Annotated in this window: 14 protein-coding genes; 6 read left to right on the top strand and 8 right to left on the bottom strand. The window is 57.6% G+C overall.

The window, feature by feature from the left end; genetic code table 11:
- Window positions 1-20 precede the first annotated feature (20 nt).
- Entirely contained in the window at window positions 21-3,122 is a 3,102-nt protein-coding gene (locus tag DRW39_RS07520) for a triple tyrosine motif-containing protein (protein ID WP_116106417.1), read from the top strand.
- Here the strand turns inward: DRW39_RS07520 and DRW39_RS07515 are convergent, their stop codons facing one another.
- Both DRW39_RS07515 and DRW39_RS07510 read right to left on the bottom strand, forming a co-directional pair.
- Window positions 3,123-4,181 (bottom strand): lactonase family protein, encoded by a 1,059-nt coding sequence (locus DRW39_RS07515; protein WP_116106416.1) that lies wholly within the window; start codon window positions 4,179-4,181, stop codon window positions 3,123-3,125.
- A gap of 15 nt (window positions 4,182-4,196) precedes the next feature.
- Complete coding sequence (locus DRW39_RS07510; protein ID WP_116106415.1) at window positions 4,197-5,678, bottom strand: magnesium chelatase; 1,482 nt, start codon at window positions 5,676-5,678, stop codon at window positions 4,197-4,199.
- A 258-nt stretch (window positions 5,679-5,936) separates the two neighbouring features.
- Between DRW39_RS07510 and DRW39_RS07505 the strand changes: the two genes are divergently transcribed.
- Window positions 5,937-7,778, top strand: a complete 1,842-nt coding sequence (locus DRW39_RS07505) for a T9SS type A sorting domain-containing protein (protein WP_157975987.1) — start codon at window positions 5,937-5,939, stop codon at window positions 7,776-7,778.
- Window positions 7,779-8,249: 471 nt separating this feature from the next.
- Here DRW39_RS07505 and DRW39_RS07500 read toward each other — a convergent pair whose 3' ends face one another.
- From DRW39_RS07500 to DRW39_RS07490, 3 genes are read right to left on the bottom strand one after another with little or no spacing between them, the layout of a single operon-like run.
- Window positions 8,250-8,798 carry a cob(I)yrinic acid a,c-diamide adenosyltransferase gene (locus tag DRW39_RS07500; RefSeq protein ID WP_116106413.1) on the bottom strand — a complete coding sequence of 183 codons (549 nt, stop codon included), beginning with the start codon at window positions 8,796-8,798 and terminating at the stop codon, window positions 8,250-8,252.
- Entirely contained in the window at window positions 8,795-9,826 is a 1,032-nt protein-coding gene (gene lpxD, locus DRW39_RS07495) for a UDP-3-O-(3-hydroxymyristoyl)glucosamine N-acyltransferase (protein ID WP_116106412.1), read from the bottom strand. Before lpxD ends, DRW39_RS07500 begins: the two co-directional genes overlap by 4 nt.
- A gap of 15 nt (window positions 9,827-9,841) precedes the next feature.
- On the bottom strand, window positions 9,842-10,126 hold the full coding sequence (locus DRW39_RS07490) for a hypothetical protein (protein WP_116106411.1): 285 nt from the start codon (window positions 10,124-10,126) through the stop codon (window positions 9,842-9,844).
- Window positions 10,127-10,212: 86 nt separating this feature from the next.
- On the opposite strand from DRW39_RS07490, the gene rfbD reads away from it, so the two are divergent.
- Complete coding sequence (gene rfbD, locus DRW39_RS07485) at window positions 10,213-11,088, top strand: dTDP-4-dehydrorhamnose reductase (RefSeq protein WP_116106410.1); 876 nt, start codon at window positions 10,213-10,215, stop codon at window positions 11,086-11,088.
- Here the strand turns inward: rfbD and argB are convergent.
- Entirely contained in the window at window positions 11,085-11,852 is a 768-nt protein-coding gene (gene argB / locus DRW39_RS07480; protein ID WP_116106409.1) for an acetylglutamate kinase, read from the bottom strand. The two genes, rfbD and argB, sit on opposite strands and share 4 nt — an antisense overlap.
- Before the next feature lie 9 nt (window positions 11,853-11,861).
- Window positions 11,862-12,854 (bottom strand): TraB/GumN family protein, encoded by a 993-nt coding sequence (locus tag DRW39_RS07475; protein WP_116106408.1) that lies wholly within the window; start codon window positions 12,852-12,854, stop codon window positions 11,862-11,864.
- Between the two features lie 196 nt (window positions 12,855-13,050).
- Between DRW39_RS07475 and DRW39_RS07470 the strand changes: the two genes are divergently transcribed.
- The gene (locus DRW39_RS07470) at window positions 13,051-13,473 is read left to right on the top strand and encodes a DoxX family membrane protein (protein WP_116106407.1); all 423 of its coding nucleotides are present in this window, start codon (window positions 13,051-13,053) and stop codon (window positions 13,471-13,473) included.
- 4 nt (window positions 13,474-13,477) lie between these two features.
- On the opposite strand, the gene DRW39_RS07465 is transcribed toward DRW39_RS07470, so the two are convergent.
- Window positions 13,478-14,245, bottom strand: coding sequence for an enoyl-CoA hydratase/isomerase family protein (locus DRW39_RS07465; protein WP_116106406.1), 768 nt, complete (start codon window positions 14,243-14,245; stop codon window positions 13,478-13,480).
- A 132-nt stretch (window positions 14,246-14,377) separates the two neighbouring features.
- Between DRW39_RS07465 and DRW39_RS07460 the strand changes: the two genes are divergently transcribed.
- Together DRW39_RS07460 and fahA are read left to right on the top strand one after the other, a co-directional pair.
- Complete coding sequence (locus DRW39_RS07460; RefSeq protein ID WP_116106405.1) at window positions 14,378-15,541, top strand: homogentisate 1,2-dioxygenase; 1,164 nt, start codon at window positions 14,378-14,380, stop codon at window positions 15,539-15,541.
- Window positions 15,534-16,724, top strand: coding sequence for a fumarylacetoacetase (fahA, locus tag DRW39_RS07455; RefSeq protein WP_116106404.1), 1,191 nt, complete (start codon window positions 15,534-15,536; stop codon window positions 16,722-16,724). The genes DRW39_RS07460 and fahA overlap by 8 nt, the downstream gene beginning before the upstream one ends.
- Window positions 16,725-16,833 lie beyond the last annotated feature (109 nt).

The raw sequence follows: 16,833 nt of genomic DNA, 5'->3' as shown, positions 1-16,833 counted from the left end.
ACCTAATCCTTAGACGCACCGTGAAAATCTGGCTACCCATCCTGTTAGCCGCCTGGGGTAGCTGTCTGAGCGGGCAGGCCTTGCGTATCGAGTATTTCACGATGACGGATGGCTTGTCTACCCGTGATATCAGCGAGTTACATATCGGTAATGACGGCTATCTATGGGTGGCCACGCTCGACGGACTGAACCGATTTGACGGCCATTCCTTCCTGTCGTTCGGGCAGACCACGCGGGAAAAACCGGGCCTCAGTTACGGATCGATCGCTTCGGTTAGTGCCGCCAATGACGGTCGGCTTATCCTGACGTATACCAAATCCTACGCGGTCTTCGATCGCTTCGATCCGCGTGATTTCAGTATTGAACAGGTACGCCTGCTGCCCAGTACCGGGGTGGAGGGTTATCCACGGGCTATCGAAACGGATGCACTGGGCAGGACCTTCATCGTCACGATAGGAGATCAGGGCACGGTCCTCTATGAATACACGTCGACCGGATTTCAGGTCGTCTTCCGGGATACAACCGATGTCTGGAACAGCGTTTCGCCGCGGGTGGAACTAAAACCGCTCAGCAACGGCCAGTTTATCCTCTACGATGAGGACCGGGGTTTTCGCCACATCAGTGCCCACGGTAAGCTGCTGAATACCTTGTTTCCCCGACTTTCAAGTCAGCGTACCTTCTACGTGATGGAGGAGGCGAATGATGGCACGGTATACCTCAGCTTCCGCGATGGTTTTCCGATCTATCGGTACGATCCCGACCGGCGGGGGCGGGCCGTTCCTGTCAACAAGCTGGATGGTGGGCTGCGCTATATGAACGTCTTTAAGGACGGTCTCGGGCAGTTACTGTTTGTCGGGACGGAAGACATCCTCGGTAAGAAATACCCCGACGAATACTACCTGGTGGATACCGCGGGAAACTTCGGCTTATTCGAACGCGAACTCCCGATTGACCGCTACGTCAGCAGCGTAGCCGCCAAGGACTTCAATGAAACCGTTTACCTGGGGCTCCGCGAGGGGTTGGGGGTAACTGGGCGGCCCGTAAAATCCATCCGAAACTTTCTGGATAACAAGGAAGGCGATATGTACCAGACAGCCATAGGCGGCATCACCGAGGATGCGGATGGTACCGTATACATCTCGCAGAGTAACGGTATGGTGCATACGATGGAACGCGGCGCGTACATTCTTAAGCGGCTGCCCCTTGTTGATTCTACCGGTACGCCGGTGGCGTTACGGAATAACCGGCAGCTGATCTTCGACCGGCCCCGGAATGCCATATGGGGGCTGGCCGAACCCACCGGTTACGCGAGGGGGCACGTGCTCTACCGCTATGATGTGGCTAGCGGGATAACCACGACCTATTCATCTTCTTCTTCCCTGTCGTGTGTTACCATTGCCCCGGACGGCAAACTCTATCTCGGCGCTTCGGATTCGGGTGGGGGCAAGCTTCTGGCCTTCGACCCGCAAGTACGTGCCTTCGAGCGTCTGCACGATGCTGACGAGACGGAGCGTTTACTGGACCAGGTACGCATCAATTACCTGGTGTATTCGCGAACCGGAGAGTTACTGTTGGGAACACGTAATCAGGGATTGATCGGTCACGATCCGTTGACGGGTGCCACCCAGTCGTACAAGATATTTCAGACTACGGGTGAGTCGGCCGAAGTAGCTTTTACCGCCATCACCATCAACTCGATTTACGAGGACACCGGTGCCCGCTGGTGGCTGGGTACGGATTCCGGACTGCGGGTGTACAATTCCATCGACAGCACGCTGAACCGCTACGAGCGACAGGATGGACTGAGTTCCAACGACGTGGTGGGAGTCGTGCCGGATTCCACCGGGGGTTACTGGTTATCCACCCGAAATGGCCTTGTCCACATACCCAAAGATCCGGATAACGGTACTTTCCGTCGCTACTACGAAGAGGATGGGCTCATCAACGACGATTTCAACCCTTTCTGTGCCCTGCGGGATAATAGCGGGCGGTACTTCTTCGGGGGGGACAACGGGCTCTCCGTTTTCCGCGACGACGATCTGAGTGCCCAAAGTGCGGGCTCGGACGTCATGCTCACCGAAATCATCATCTACGGACGTGGCGAGACCAGGACGATCGTACGCAATCTCGACAAGCAGGAAGACATCACGGTGCTGGCCAGTGAGAAGAGTATTGCCGTATCCTTTGCCCTGCCCGTGGGGCAGCATCCCAGCCTGACCCAGTTCCGGGTAAAGCTGGACGGTTTTAACGAAGACTGGCAGGAATTACGAAACGAACGTACCGTACGGTATAACAACCTACCCTCCGGACAGTACACGTTGATGGTGCAGGCGGCGGGAGCGAACGGAAACTACGGGGAGGATTATCTAAGCTTGCCGATCCGCGTTCGCCAGTACCTGATCGAGAAAACCTGGTTTCAATTCGTGATTGCGACGGTCATCGTCGGCCTCTTCTTTTTCGTCCTACAGGCGAAGCTTCGCGAGCGGCTCCGTAACGAGCAATTGCGGACGCAGCTTTCCAGCGATATTCACGACGAGGTAAGTGGATTGCTGGCGGGGATCACGCTCCAGGCAGAACTACTCCAACACCGAACCGAGGATGAAAAACTGCGCATGCGCTTGCAGACCGTAGGCGAAGCGGGACGTAACGCCATGTCCAAGATGAGCGACGTCATCTGGAGCATCGACAGTCGGCGCGACAACGTAGGGAACCTGCTGCAGCGTATGCAGGAACATGCGGACGAGGTATTGCTTCCACTGGATATCCGCTATGACTTTCGCGCTTCCGGATTCGTCATCGAGCAAGAACTAGCCGGGAATATCCGCCAGGATCTGTACTTCATCTATAAGGAAGCGGTCAATAACATTGCCCGGCATAGCGACGCGACCTACGTGGAGATCGAACTGGAGCAGTATGCCCAGACCTTCGAGATGTTTATCCGAGACAATGGATCGGGGAAGAAGAAGGAGGAAAACCCGACGTACTCCAGTAATCGCTTTACCCCGAAGACCGGCCAGGGCAAGGACAATATGCGTATGCGCGCCCAGCGATTGCGGGCGGAACTGACCATTGACGACCGCTCCGGATATACACTGACGCTACGCATGCGTCGCCTGACTTAACTATATCCCCGACATCCAGGCAAGGCAAGTAGGGCTTTTGATTTTGCGGATGACCCGCTGAAGCTGTAAGGCCCCGCCAGCTCCGATGCGGAAGACGCCAATGCTGTGGTCCTTGAGGTTGGCCGAAAGCAACCAGTTGCCGTCCGGAGACAGGGAGATATCCCGCGGGCGAACGCCTCCGCTTGGATAAGTATCGCGGGTAAAGAGTTTGACGGAATCGTCTTCCACGTCCAGCCGAAGCGTGCTGATGACGCTGTAATTCCGCTCGCTGATGTAGACGTTCTTTCCACGCCGGTCTACACGAATGGCCGCACCGCTTGCCCCGTCCACCGCTCGTTGCGGAAGGGCGGGCACATTGGTAACTTCCTTCGGACCGTCGCCGCGTAAATCAAATACGGCTACGCGGCCCCGGAATTCGCAGTTGACCAGTAAATGGTCGCCACCCGGGTGAAGGACGCAGTGCCGTGGACCGGAGTCCGCACTAAAGGATAGGGCGTAGTCCGTCATTTCGGCTAGACTACCGTCGGGATGCCGGTCGTAGGTCCGCAGTTTGTCGCTGCCCAGGTCACATACGTACAGGCGATTGCGGGGCTTATCGTAGGCTGCACAGTGGGCGTGCGCCTGCTTATCTCCATCGTTGAGATCGACGCGCTGTAGGTATTTGCCCAGTTTTCCGTCCTCCTCGAGTTCGATAACGTGCACGGAACCGCTGCTGTAGCAGCTTACCACGAGTGTTTGATCGACCTTGGTCAGGTGGCAGGGATGATCACCGTGTAAGGAGACATCGCCCAGGAAATCGAAGACTACGGATCGACGGGCCCCGCGTTTCATCCGGTAGGCCGCCACCGCAGCGCCGTCCTCTTCCGGGCACTCCCGGACGGAATAGACGACATGGTTGTTATCGTCGACGACGAGATAGCTGGGGTTGACTTCCTCGGTAAAGCCGCAGTATTCCAGTAAACCCATCTTGGGTGAAAAGTCATAGGCACTGATGCCCCGGGCCCGGCCCGGAGCATCTTCTCCCATATCGATGGTGTAGGCGCCTACGAGTAACAGCATGTATCTGGTTTGTGACTACCTGAAATCCAGGTCGTCGTTCCCAAACATATCGGCGAGGATGTCCCTAAAGTTTAGACTATTGTTCAGGGCCTCCTTATTCAGTACCTCCATTTCGGCGAGTCCTTGCAACACCAGCTCCATATAAAGGTAGATTTCGGTGTCGGTCAGGTTTTCTTCAATATGGCTCTCGACGAATTTGCGCAGGCCGGCAACCTTGTCCAGGGCTTTACGGTATTCTGCGTTGCTGCCGTCGTTGAGCAGTTCCACCACGTTCCCGCCGCTGAAGTAAGCGCGGATGATCCCGTATGGGTCGCTTTCCGAGCGGCCGTCAGCGGATACCTCCGATGGATCGGGGAAGTGGGCGAGGAAGCTGGTCCGGATGGACTTGCTCAGCAGTTTCATGGCAACCCCGTAGGCACCCTCCTGCTCGCCCTCGTAGACCAGCTCCACTTTACCGGTAATGGCCGGGACGACGCCCCAGAAATCGGTAATGCGGGCCACTGTGTGATCGTCACCGTTGATGAGTGCACGCCGCTCGGCGGTGGAGACAAGATTCTCCAACGCGGTGATACTTAGGCGGGCGGATACGCCGGACTTTTCGTCGATGTACTCGCTTTCCCTGGCGGCAAACGACAGCTGTTCCAGCATCACTTTGAGCAACTCCGGTACGTCGACCAGGTTAGCTTGTTCGTCGGTCAGCGTCGCTTCCTGGCTGGTAATGGCGCGGGCAACCTCCAAGGTTTTGGGGTAGTGCGTCAGGATCTGGCTTTCGATCCGGTCCTTGAGCGGCGTGATAATACTGCCCCGGTTCGTGTAATCTTCCGGGTTAGCGGTGAATAGGAACTGAATATCGAGCGGCAGGCGAAGCTTGAACCCACGAATCTGGATATCCCCTTCCTGTAAGATATTGAAGAGCGAAACCTGGATACGGGCCTGGAGATCGGGAAGTTCGTTGATTACGAAGATGGCCCGGTGGGCACGGGGTACGAGGCCGTAGTGAATGACCCGTTCGTCGGCATAGGTCAATTTCAGCGTGGCGGCCTTGATGGGATCGACGTCGCCAATCAGGTCGGCCACGGACACGTCCGGGGTAGCCAGCTTCTCGACGTAGCGGTCTTCGCGGTGCCACCAGTCGATGGGTGTATTGTCACCCATTTCCTTGATCAGGTCGGCGGAAGAACGGCTAATGGGCTGCAGTGGATCATCGTTCAGCTCACTGCCGGCCACGACGGGGACGTATTCATCCAGCAGATTGACCAGCAGGCGGGCGATGCGGGTTTTAGCCTGACCACGCAAACCGAGGAGCAGAATGCTATGCCGGCTCAGAATAGCCCGCTGTATATCTGGCAGTACCGTATCGTCGAAACCAATAATGCCGGGGAATACGGTTTCTTTATTCTTTAGACGGGATATTAAGTTGTCGCGGAGTTCCTGCTTGACCGTGCGGGGCGTGTATCCGCTCGCTTTCAGCTCACCGAGAGTTTTGGCCTGGGCCATAGATAGCTTAGTTGTGGTGGGGAAAGTTGTTAAACGGGTGGGCTTGCGATTGGTTGCACCGGCCGCTCAGCTTACCAATTCGGCGTTAACAGTATACATTTTTTGCCGGGCTGGCGTTGCTATTCATAGGCGTTCCAGCGATCATTCTACTTCCGGATTAGGCGGAGTAGAGATCGGTCGTTTGGATTCGGACAGGCGGTTATTTGGCCGCCTTTCGTCCGGATGAGCCTTGATTTAGGACACTGACAGACCAATAGCATGCTCAGATCGACCGCTCTCTGGTTGGGAGCTTTTCTGTATTTCACCACCTTATTTGCTCAAACGGGCCCGGGAGGGGTAGGAAACGCCGCGACTAACGGATTGTGGCTGCGCACCGATGCCTTGGACCTAGCCGAAGGGGATGTACTAACTGACTGGGCAGATCTGTCAGGCAACGACAACCACGCCCGGCAGGATACCGCGGTGCAGCGTCCGGTGTATCATACCACGAGTGCGCTTAACGGTATGCCGATCGTTCGTCTTGACGGTGTTGACGATCGTCTGCTCGTTGACGATGTCGACATTTTAGACAATACCAGCAGCATCAGCTATTTCGTCGTGATTCGTCCGTACAACCTGGGCAATGATCCGAAGGGGATCCTGGGTAAGCGGATCACCTACACTACCGATATCGAGTATGCCTACACCTGGTTTTTTTGGACGGGTCAAAAGATGAACCTTGACGTGCACACCCAAAACAACCGTACCGCACTGTCGTCGGTAACCTTTCAGAACAACGAGAATTACCTGCTCAGCTGGGATTTTGACGGGAGCCGACCGGAAGCATCTCGGTCGACCATGTACAAAGATGACTCGCATAAGCTATCCTTTCGTGAAAGCAGCGCTTCGCTACCGAACAGCAACCAGGTTCTGACGATCGGAGCGCTGAACAACAACTACCGGGGATACATTGCAGCGGACTACGCCGAAGTCATCCACTTCAACTACGCCGTCAACGACCTGGAGCGATTGCTGGTCAATAATTATCTCGCCGGTAAGTATGGTTTGTCACTAACTACGACCGATGTGTACAAACAGGACGATCCCGCGCAAGGCGATTTTGACTTTGACATCGCGGGTATCGGACGTATGGATGCGGCAACCGCGATCACCGAGGCCCAAGGTTCAGGTGTCCTTACCGTAAAGAATCCGGACGATCTGGATGTAGACGAATACCTGATTTGGGGGCACGACGGCGGGGCGCTGACCTTTAGTCGTACTTCCGACCTCCCAGCCGTCACCGAAGCGTTGCTCGATCGAACCTGGCGAATCAGTGAAACCAATCTGACCTACACACCGGTATCGGTTGGCGCAATAGACGTGTCATTTGAACTACCTGGCTATGATCCGGGGGAGGCGGGCAAGCTGGCGCTTATCATCGATACGAATAACGATGGGTTCTTCTCCGACGAGTCTCCCATCGCGGGCGTCACCCATGCCGGAGGCGACACGTACGCGCTCAGCGCCGTAACGGGTCACCTGGACGGGAGCCGCATGACGGTGGGGGTATTGTCCTTCGATGCCAGTGGGGTGCTACCCGTGGACATGGAACGATTCGAAGTGGAAGCCGTAGCTGATCGTGCCATACAATTGGAGTGGGAAGTTCGGAACGAAACGGCCGTTTCCGGATATGAGGTTCATCGCTCTTCGGACGGCTTTGACTGGCGAAACGTAGGGTTCGTGCCCGGTGGTACGACCGAAGGTGGCCATCACCGTTACCATTTTGAAGACCGGTTGTCCCAAAGGGGGAGCTGGTACTATCGAGTAGGCTTAATTGACCTCGACGGTACCCGGCGCTACTCCGAGGTCAGACACGTGCTGCTATCGGAGAATCCGGGTCTACGCCTTTATCCGAACCCCGTACGAGAAGTATTTTACGTAGAGAGCGAGGCGCTTTCCGATCTGCGTCCTGCCCTGTATGACGGCATGGGGCGCCCGATCACGGAGAAGGTGGTGCTTATCCCAGGCAACGGCAGGCTCGAAGTAGACATGAGCCGACTGCCGGCGGGCGTGTATTTCTTTTATCTGGGGGAGGAGCAACGGCGGGTCATCAAACGATGAGGTAGGAGGGTGTCGGCGCACCAGAACGCTGGTCGTCCAAACGGTATAAAACAAGGTGCATCGTATTAATGTAAAAATTATTATGCGAAATCCTGAAAATTTCGTATATTATACTGATTTTTACACTAGCACTAAATTCTTACCCTATGGACTTCTTCGCCCTGGCATTAATATGTATGCTGATTCTGGCCACGCTGGCTCTGATTCTTTATACTGCCTACCGTCTTATCACCGGAATCGGAACTCCCGCCCACTAAAAGATATCTATCCGAAGCATATTTACTCAAACCGGGCTCCAAAGAGCTCACGGGGGAGGTGGGTCGTACGATCCGCCTCCCTTTTCTATTTTCGGGTCACGGGTCAGCCCGCCGCAAACCTGTACAGAAGGGTCAGGGGAACCTTCCCCGCTTGCTTTCCATCGCTGCCGATCAGCGTCTTCGTCCAATCACGCGGCCGATTATCGATAGCCGATTAGGTCGGATCGGGCGACCACTGAATTTCTTCCACCCCTTCCAGTTTGCCCAGGTATCGGGCCACCACGAATAGGTAGTCGCTCAGGCGGTTAACGTAGGTGATCGCGTCGGCATCCGATTCCTCCATAACTACGATACGTCGCTCCGCCCGCCGGCAAACCGTACGCGCCAGGTGTGCGAAGCTGATGGCGGGCGATCCGCCGGGGAGGATGAAGTGCGTCATGCGGGGGAGGGCTTCGTCCATTTTATCCATGTAGCCCTCCAAGTCGGTAGCGGCGGAGGCGGGAACCCGGTAGTTGCCTTCCGGCCGGTCGTCGGCCAGCATAGCGCCCAGGGCAAAAAGGTGACGTTGCTGGACGAGGAGTTGGCGGCGGACTTCGGTCGCGCGGCTGTCCGCCTCCGTCAGATGGTCGCGCAGGAGACCGATGGTGGCATTCAGTTCGTCGACGGTGCCGTAGGCTTCCACGCGTAAGTCGGCTTTGCTGACGCGGCGACCGCTAAACAGCCCGGTTTGCCCGGCATCACCCGTGCGGGTATAGATTTTCATTCCTTCAGGTGTTTTTCGAGACGGGTGATGCGCTTGTACAATTCGGGTAGTCGGCTATGGAGAATGGAACTTTTGATCCAGTCCCGGTAGCCGAAGGCCGGAGCGCCCGCTAATTCCTGCCCGGTCTCTTTGACGTGGCGCGCGATTCCGGACTGCGCCTGGATCTTGGTTCCGTCGGCGATGGTCAAATGCCCGGCGAATCCGACCTGACCGCCGATGCGGCAATTGGCACCGATCTTCGTCGACCCCGCAACGCCGGCCTGGGCGGCAATTACGGTATTGGCGCCGATCTCCACGTTGTGGCCGATCTGGATCAGGTTATCCAGTTTCACCCCCTGCCGGATGATAGTCGAACCCATAGTAGCCCGGTCGATGGTCGTGTTGGAGCCGATTTCCACCCGGTCTTCCAGAATGACGTTTCCGACCTGAGGGACTTTCTGATAATTTCCCTCGCTGTCGGGCAAGAATCCGAAGCCATCGGCACCGATGACCACGTTCGCATGTAGAATGCAGTCGTTGCCGATCACGCAATCGCGTAGGATGCGGGCTCCCGGATAAACGGTGCAATTTTCTCCGATGCGGACGTTCGGGCCGATAAAGACCTGATCGAGAACGACGGTACCCGCCCCGATCGAGGCTTGTTCGCTGATTACGGTAAACTTGCCGATGCGGACGCGGTCGCCCAGTTTGGCCGTTTCGTCGACCACGGCGTGCTGGCTGACCTGGCGAACCGTTTTAGCCGCCTCATCCTGCTGGTACACCTGCAAGAGACCCGAAACGGTTTCGTACACATTGTCTACGCGTAAGAGGGTAGGGGTAACGTGGGCCCGGGGCTGGAAGTCGCGGCTCACGAGAACGGCGGTGGCCTTCGTATCGTAGAGATAGTGCTCGTAGGCCGGATTGGCCAGAAACGTGATCTGGCCGTCGCTGGCCTCCTCGATGCGGGCCGGGCCGGTGATGATCACTTCGGGGTCCCCTTCAACGGTGGCGTCAACCATTTTAGCCAGGGCAGCGGCGGTAATTTGCATAACGATCTTTAAGGGTTAGATGATCTCGGGAAGCGCGTCAAGGGGATCTTCCGGAGGCTGGATACGTTGTTCGACCTCCGTATGGATACCGCGCATCACACTGAACTGGCGGTAGACCGATTCCCGGAAAGCATCGTCGACGTACTCGCGCAGGTGGCCGATGTTCGACAGGCGGGCACCCTTACGGAAACGATAGGTCTGGGTCAAGCCGCCCAGCTCGAACTGAACCGGAAAGCGGCCATCGTTCTCAAATATGGTAATCTGCATCCGGGGATCCGGTAGCCGGCCTACTATGCGCATGGCGCTATTTGTTTCCGGCAAAAGTAGGTAAAGGCCAGGCAATGGATTGGATGCTTGTCCTAAAGCTATCCATTACCTTTGCGGCAATGAAGAGAGTAATGATCACCGGAGGGGGCGGGCAGCTAGGCCAGAAGCTTATCGGCGCCGCCAAATCGGCCCCGCACGACTGGCGCATATTCGCCTACAACCGCTCCTCCCTCGACATCACCAAAACGGAAGATATCGAAGCGGCCCTCGCCGAAGCCCGGCCGGACATCTGTTTTAATGCCGCCGCTTACACCGCGGTCGACCGGGCCGAGTCGGATGCCGATAAAGCCCGGCTGGTCAACGTCGAGGGCAGTCGACGCCTGGCCCTTGCCTGCCGCGATGCCGGTATCGACTTCGTTCACTTTAGTACCGACTACGTCTACGACGACGGGTACAACCGCCCGCTTAAGGAGACGGACCGGACGGAAGGTTCCAGCGTCTACGCCCGCACGAAGCTCCAGGGAGAGAACGAGGTATTAAGCTGCCACCCCGGGGCCTATATCCTTCGCACCAGCTGGGTCTTTGCCGAGTACGGGCAAAACTTCGTGCGGACGATGATCCGACTCGGGAAGGAGCGCGATGAACTTAGTGTAGTCTGCGATCAGGTCGGTTCCCCGACCTACGCCGCCGACCTGGCCGCCGCGGCGATCCACCTGGCAACTTCTGATGCCGAGCCCGGCATATACAATTACAGCAACAGCGGCGTTTGTTCCTGGTACGATTTGGCCCTGGCCATCCATGAGATGGCCGGCGTCGACTGCCGGGTCAAGCCCATTCCCACCGCGCAATATCCCACGCCCGCGGCCCGGCCTCACTACAGCGTGCTCGACACGCATAAGATCGCAGGGGTCGTCGGTACGCCCCGCCACTGGCGGGAAGCCCTGGCGGACTGCGTGGAACGCCTGCACAAGATCAGTTCCGCAACCCCCGTCTAGCTCGCTCGCAGCCGGGTACCATCTCCGGAGCGTAATGCCTGGATACTGCCAATGACCACGCTGTCCACACCGGCGGCGATGGCCGAAAAGGCGTTGTCCAGTTTGGGAATCATTCCCCCGGAGATGACCCCGTCTTCCCGATATTCAGCATACTTCCCGGGATCGAGTCGATCGATCACCGATTCCGGATCGTTAACGTCCCGCATGACGCCCGGGAATTCGAAGCAATAGTCGAGGCGGACCGTATGTCCGGCTTCCGCCAGAGCACGCGCCGTTTCGTTAGCGATGGTGTCCGCATTGGTATTCAGTAGCTGTCCGTGCCGGTCGTGGGTGATCGGGCAGAGAACCGGACGAAGCCCCAGCCGCAGCAAGGCATCCAGGAGGGGGGCATTGACGGCCACGACATCGCCCGCAAAGCCGTAGTCGATCTTCCCGACCGGCCGCTTCGTGGCCAGAATGGCGTTGCCGTCCGCCCCGCTGAGGCCGATGGCGTTGGTGCCCCGGGCCTGTAGTTGCCCGACGATATGCTTATTGATGGAACCCGCGTAGACCATGGTGACGACATCGAGTGTCGCGTGATCGGTAATCCGCCGACCTTCGATCATCCGGGGTTGCTGATTCATGGACCGCAGCACCTCATCGGCGCGCCGTCCGCCACCGTGTACGAGTACGGCGGGCTCGACCTGTCCGGCGAAATAGTCTAGTGCTTCGTGTAGGGTAGCGGGGTTATTGAGTACGTTGCCCCCGATTTTAAGTACGACCATGGGCCAAACTTACTCATAAACCGGCTCCACGGTATACCCTTCAGCGCGGAGAAGCGCGATCACGCCGTGTTCTCCACCCAGGTGACCGGCACCTACGGCGTACATACTGGGCTTGTCGGCCAGGCGCCCGATGATGTTGGGTACCCAGTTTTCATTGCGGCGCGTGACCAGCATTTCCTCGAAGTCGCCGAAACCTTCACTCTCACTGCTGATGAGCGCCGACATTTCCGCTACCGACTTCCGCTTATACATCGCGACCATCTGCTCGTACTGGCTGTCGCCCTCCTGCATCTTGGCGTTGAGATCGTTGTCGATGGCCTTGAACAGCATCTCCGCCTGAACGGAGTACGGGATGCTGTCAAAAAGCCCGAGCTGGAAGTCTATGGTTTCCAGACCGCCAATTTCTTTGTCGCCCGCCTCGGCGATCTGGACGAGCTCCAATTCGTAGCTCTTGGTTCCGCCGCCCTCGGAGTCGTCACCCCCCATGCCGCCGAAGGGATTGCCGGCGCCCATGTCCTGGCCGACCATGGCGGAGAGGAACATCGGCTTCATGCGCTCGAAGAACATGAAGGGTAGTCCCAGGTCATTGAAGTAGGTGCTGACACTATCGTAACGCGCCTCGGAAAGCAGGTCGCGCAGGGAGGTGTCGTTGCGCATGTTGATCTTATTCATCATGCCCATCATATTCGCCGGATTGGTCATCTCGCGGGGATCGACCTCGAAGAGTACTTCGTCCACGTCATTGATGGCCCGCACGACGTGGCCCTGCAGAAAGTAGTCTTCGGCGGGAATGAGGTGAATGGTGCCGAAAATGAAACTTGGCGAAGAGAGATCGTCACCGGAGATCTGCCAGAGTAAGCTGGTATCTTCCGTTGAGGGAAGGAGGAAAGCGGCGTCCGATTCGTCCAGCGTGGCCGGTGCCGTTCCCTGGGCACCGACGGCCGCGGTGAGACCGAGGCCGAACAGGGCAAAGATTGCTTGGAGACGGGGTACTAAGCGCATAGGTTGGTAAGTAGTGACGACTACCCGCCGCCGGTGTGAAAAGGCTTTATCGCCCTATAAAGTTGATACCGGCGAGCCGTAGCCGTCGGGGTACCGACCGATCGGGAGAGCCGGGAAATTTCCGGTTTTCGATACCGCTAATTTCCTGCGCTCCGCCGCCCAACTTATCCCCCGCATCGGACGTACCTTTGCTGAAATGCAAGACATTTTCGATCTCATCGGCCGGATACTGCTGTCGTTCATCTTCTTCTTCGAAGCCTACGATTACTTTGCCTTCGAGCAGCTGAACCGGCGGGCCATGACGATCTACGGACTGACTTGGAACCAGGATTTCCTGCTCTACGGCGCTATCATTTTGCTTTTACTTGGTGGACTGATGATCCTGCTGGGCTACCGGATGCGGCTGGGGGCGGTGCTGTTGCTGGTCTACTGGGTGCCCCTCACCTTCATCGTGCACGACTTCTGGAACGTCACCGAAGGCACGGAAGAGTTCCGGCTCCAGAGTCTGTTTTTCATGAAAAACCTGGGCATTATGGGCGGTCTGTTGCTGGCGGCTACGCACGTGAGTGGAAAATACCGCCTGCGGCGGCTGTTTGCCACCACCAACGTTCGGAGCTGACGGGCTACCGCAGCTTACTCACGAACAGTTCCATCATTTTCTTGAACACCGGATCCTTGAAGTCTTCGGCGATGACCTCTACCATGCCTTCCACGTTCTGGTCCACCGCGGCCAACAGCCCGCGGCGCAGGTAGCGTTTGGTGCGCTTAAAGACGGGAGGATGCACGCGTGCCAGTCGCCGGCAGTAGGCCTGCGCGCGGGGCAGTACCTCCTCCTCGGGAAGGGATTCGTTGACCAGGCCGTGCGTGACCGCCGCTTCGCTGTCGTACATCCGGGCCGCCTGGATATCCGCCCACGCCCGGGGTTCGCCCAGATAATAGGCATAGATATCGGCCATCATCTTCGGGATCTGGAGGCTCATATTGAATTCATTCATGCCTACCGTGTGCTTCTCGCCCCTGGCCATGATGCGGTAGTCGGCGGTGAGCGCCAGGATGGTGCCGCCCGCGGGAGCAAATCCGGTCATGGCCGCCACCATGGGTTTGTCGAGGCGCACCATGCTCTGCAGCGCCGTCAGGTAGGCCGCGAAAAAGTCGGCCAGCCCCTGGTGATCGCTCGTGGCGAGCATCATGACGTCGAGACCGGCGCTGAAGCAGTGGGGGCGCCCGGCGAGGACGAGCCCGTCGATCGTGTCGTTGCCTTCCACCTCGAGGAAGGCTGCGTGCAAATCCCGGGCGAGTGCCGTATTGATGGCGTTGACCTTGCCATTGTCTATGGTGAGGGTAGCGATGCGGTCCGAAATGGAGAATTGGAGGGTGGAGAAACTTGGCATGGGCGTAATATAGGGAGCAGCCTGCGGGAATTGTCTTTCCGGTTCGCGGGTGCGATCTTTGGCTACCGCCGGGTGACGCCGGCGCACAACATTGGACCGTTCAAAGTTGTCCTAACAACAAAGTCAACGATCATGCCCATTTACCATCACCTGGGGAAGTTGCCCCCCAAACGGCATACCCAGTTCCGCAAGGAGGACGGGAGCCTGTACTTCGAACAGCTCTTCGGTACCGTCGGCTTCGACGGGATGTCCTCGCTTATGTACCACGTCGGCCGACCCACGCAGGTACGGGAAATCCGGGGCAAGGTGGATCTGAGCCCGAAGATCGCCGAGGAGAAGACCATTACAGCCCGTAAGCTGATCGGCTTCGACGTGGCCCCGGCCGACGACTTTTTGGAGGCCCGCAAGCCGCTGCTCGTCAATAGCACCGTGCAGGTAGGCGTGGCGGCCCCGCGTAAGAGCCTGCGGGCATACTTTTATAAAAACGCCGACGCCGACGAGTTACTGTTTATTCACCGCGGCACGGGCACGCTACGCACCATGCTGGGGAATATCCCCTTCGAGTACGGCGACTACCTCGTTATTCCACGTGGCGTGATCTACCAGGTCGACTTTGATTCGGAGGATAATCGCATCCTGTATACGGAATCCGCCGATCCCATCTATACCCCGAAGCGTTACCGCAATCACTTCGGGCAACTGCTTGAACATTCACCCTTTACGGAGCGTGACTACAAACTTCCCCGCGAACTGGAAACCCACGACGAGGAAGGGGAGTTTATCATCAAGATCAAGAAGCAGGGCATGCTCCACGAGCTGGTCTACGCCAGCCATCCCTTTGACGTGGTCGGGTGGGACGGGTACAACTACCCCTACGGCTTCAGCATCCACAACTTCGAACCCATTACCGGGCGTGTCCATCAGCCGCCCCCGGTCCACCAGACCTTCGAGACAAAGTCTTTCGTGGTGTGCTCCTTCTGCCCGCGGATGTACGACTACCACCCGCAGGCGATTCCCGCCCCGTACAATCACAGCAACATCGATTCGGACGAAGTGCTGTACTACGTCGACGGTGACTTCATGAGCCGGACGGGGATCGGCCCGGGCTACCTGACGCTACACCCCGGCGGCATCCCGCACGGACCGCACCCGGGCACCTACGAGGGCAGTATCGGCAAGAAATCGACCGAAGAACTGGCGGTCATGATCGACACCTTCAGCCCCCTGCAGGTGACCGAGGAAGCCGCCAAGATCGACGATGGCAAGTACTACCAGAGCTGGCTGGCGCATGACTAGATTCAGCATTCCGGACGGGTCCGACTTTACCCTTGCGAACCTCCCATTCGGCATATTCTCCACCGCCGGTACCGCTCACCGGGCGGGTATACGGGTGGGTGACTTCGTACTCGATCTGGCCACCGTAGCGGATGAGGTGGGCTTCGATTTTGACTCGACGGTACTGAGCGTACCGGTGCTGAACGATTTCATCGCCCTCGGGCGGGCGAAGACGAGTGCGGCGCGGGCGCAGGTAAAAAGCTGGCTGGAGAAGCAGGTAGGCGAACCGGTTGACGAGCAACATTTCCATCGCATCGGGGAAGTCAGTTTACACTTACCCATCCGGATCGGCGACTACACCGACTTCTACTCCAGCATCGAGCACGCCACAAACGTCGGGCGCATGTTCCGCGACCCGGAGAATGCGTTGCTGCCCAACTGGCGACATCTTCCGGTGGGCTATCACGGGCGAGCCTCCAGCGTGGTTGTAAGCGGAACACCGATCCGTCGCCCCATAGGTCAAGTAGTAGGTTCGGCATCGCAAAGTCCTGGCTTTCAGCCTTCCGAACGCTTAGACTTCGAGCTGGAAATGGCATTCGTGGTGGGAAAAGATTCCGAACTGGGAGAACCAGTAGACATCGCCGATACGGAAGAATACATCTTCGGGATGCTACTTTTCAACGACTGGTCGGCCCGTGATATCCAACGTTGGGAGTACGTTCCGCTCGGACCGTTCCTGGGGAAGAGTTTTGCTTCATCGGTGTCTCCGTGGATCGTTCCGATGGAAGCGCTCGAACCGTTCCGGGTGAGGGGGCCGGAACAGAACCCCGAGCCTTTGCCTTACCTACGCACGGAGGAAAATGCCAACTACGACATCGAGCTATCGGTGGCAGTGAACGACCGTTCCGTCTGCCGCTCCAACACGAAATACCTCTACTGGAACATCCGCCAGCAACTGGCGCACCAGACCAGCAACGGCTGTAACGTGCGCGTCGGTGACCTGATGGCTTCGGGAACCATTTCGGGGCAGCGTCCGGACAGCTACGGCTCGCTGCTTGAGATCACGGATAACGGCAAGTCCGGCGACTTTTTGCAGGACGGTGATACCGTGACGATGACCGCGCATGCGGGTACGGGAAAGCATCGGGTAGGATTTGGGGATGTGAGTGGGATGGTGCTGCCGGCTAGGGTGATAAGTAGGTGAGGGGTAAGCAACCATTCAAATGTTGTATCGAGAACACTCGCAGGTCGTTCCGAGACTCCGAGGTTCCGGGCGGCAAAACCTTTTTAGCGGAACACTCGCAGGTCGTTCC

The organism is Lewinella sp. IMCC34191 (genome assembly GCF_003390935.1).
GTDB lineage: Bacteria > Bacteroidota > Bacteroidia > Chitinophagales > Saprospiraceae > Neolewinella.
This window is presented reverse-complemented; position numbering and strand designations above follow the sequence as displayed.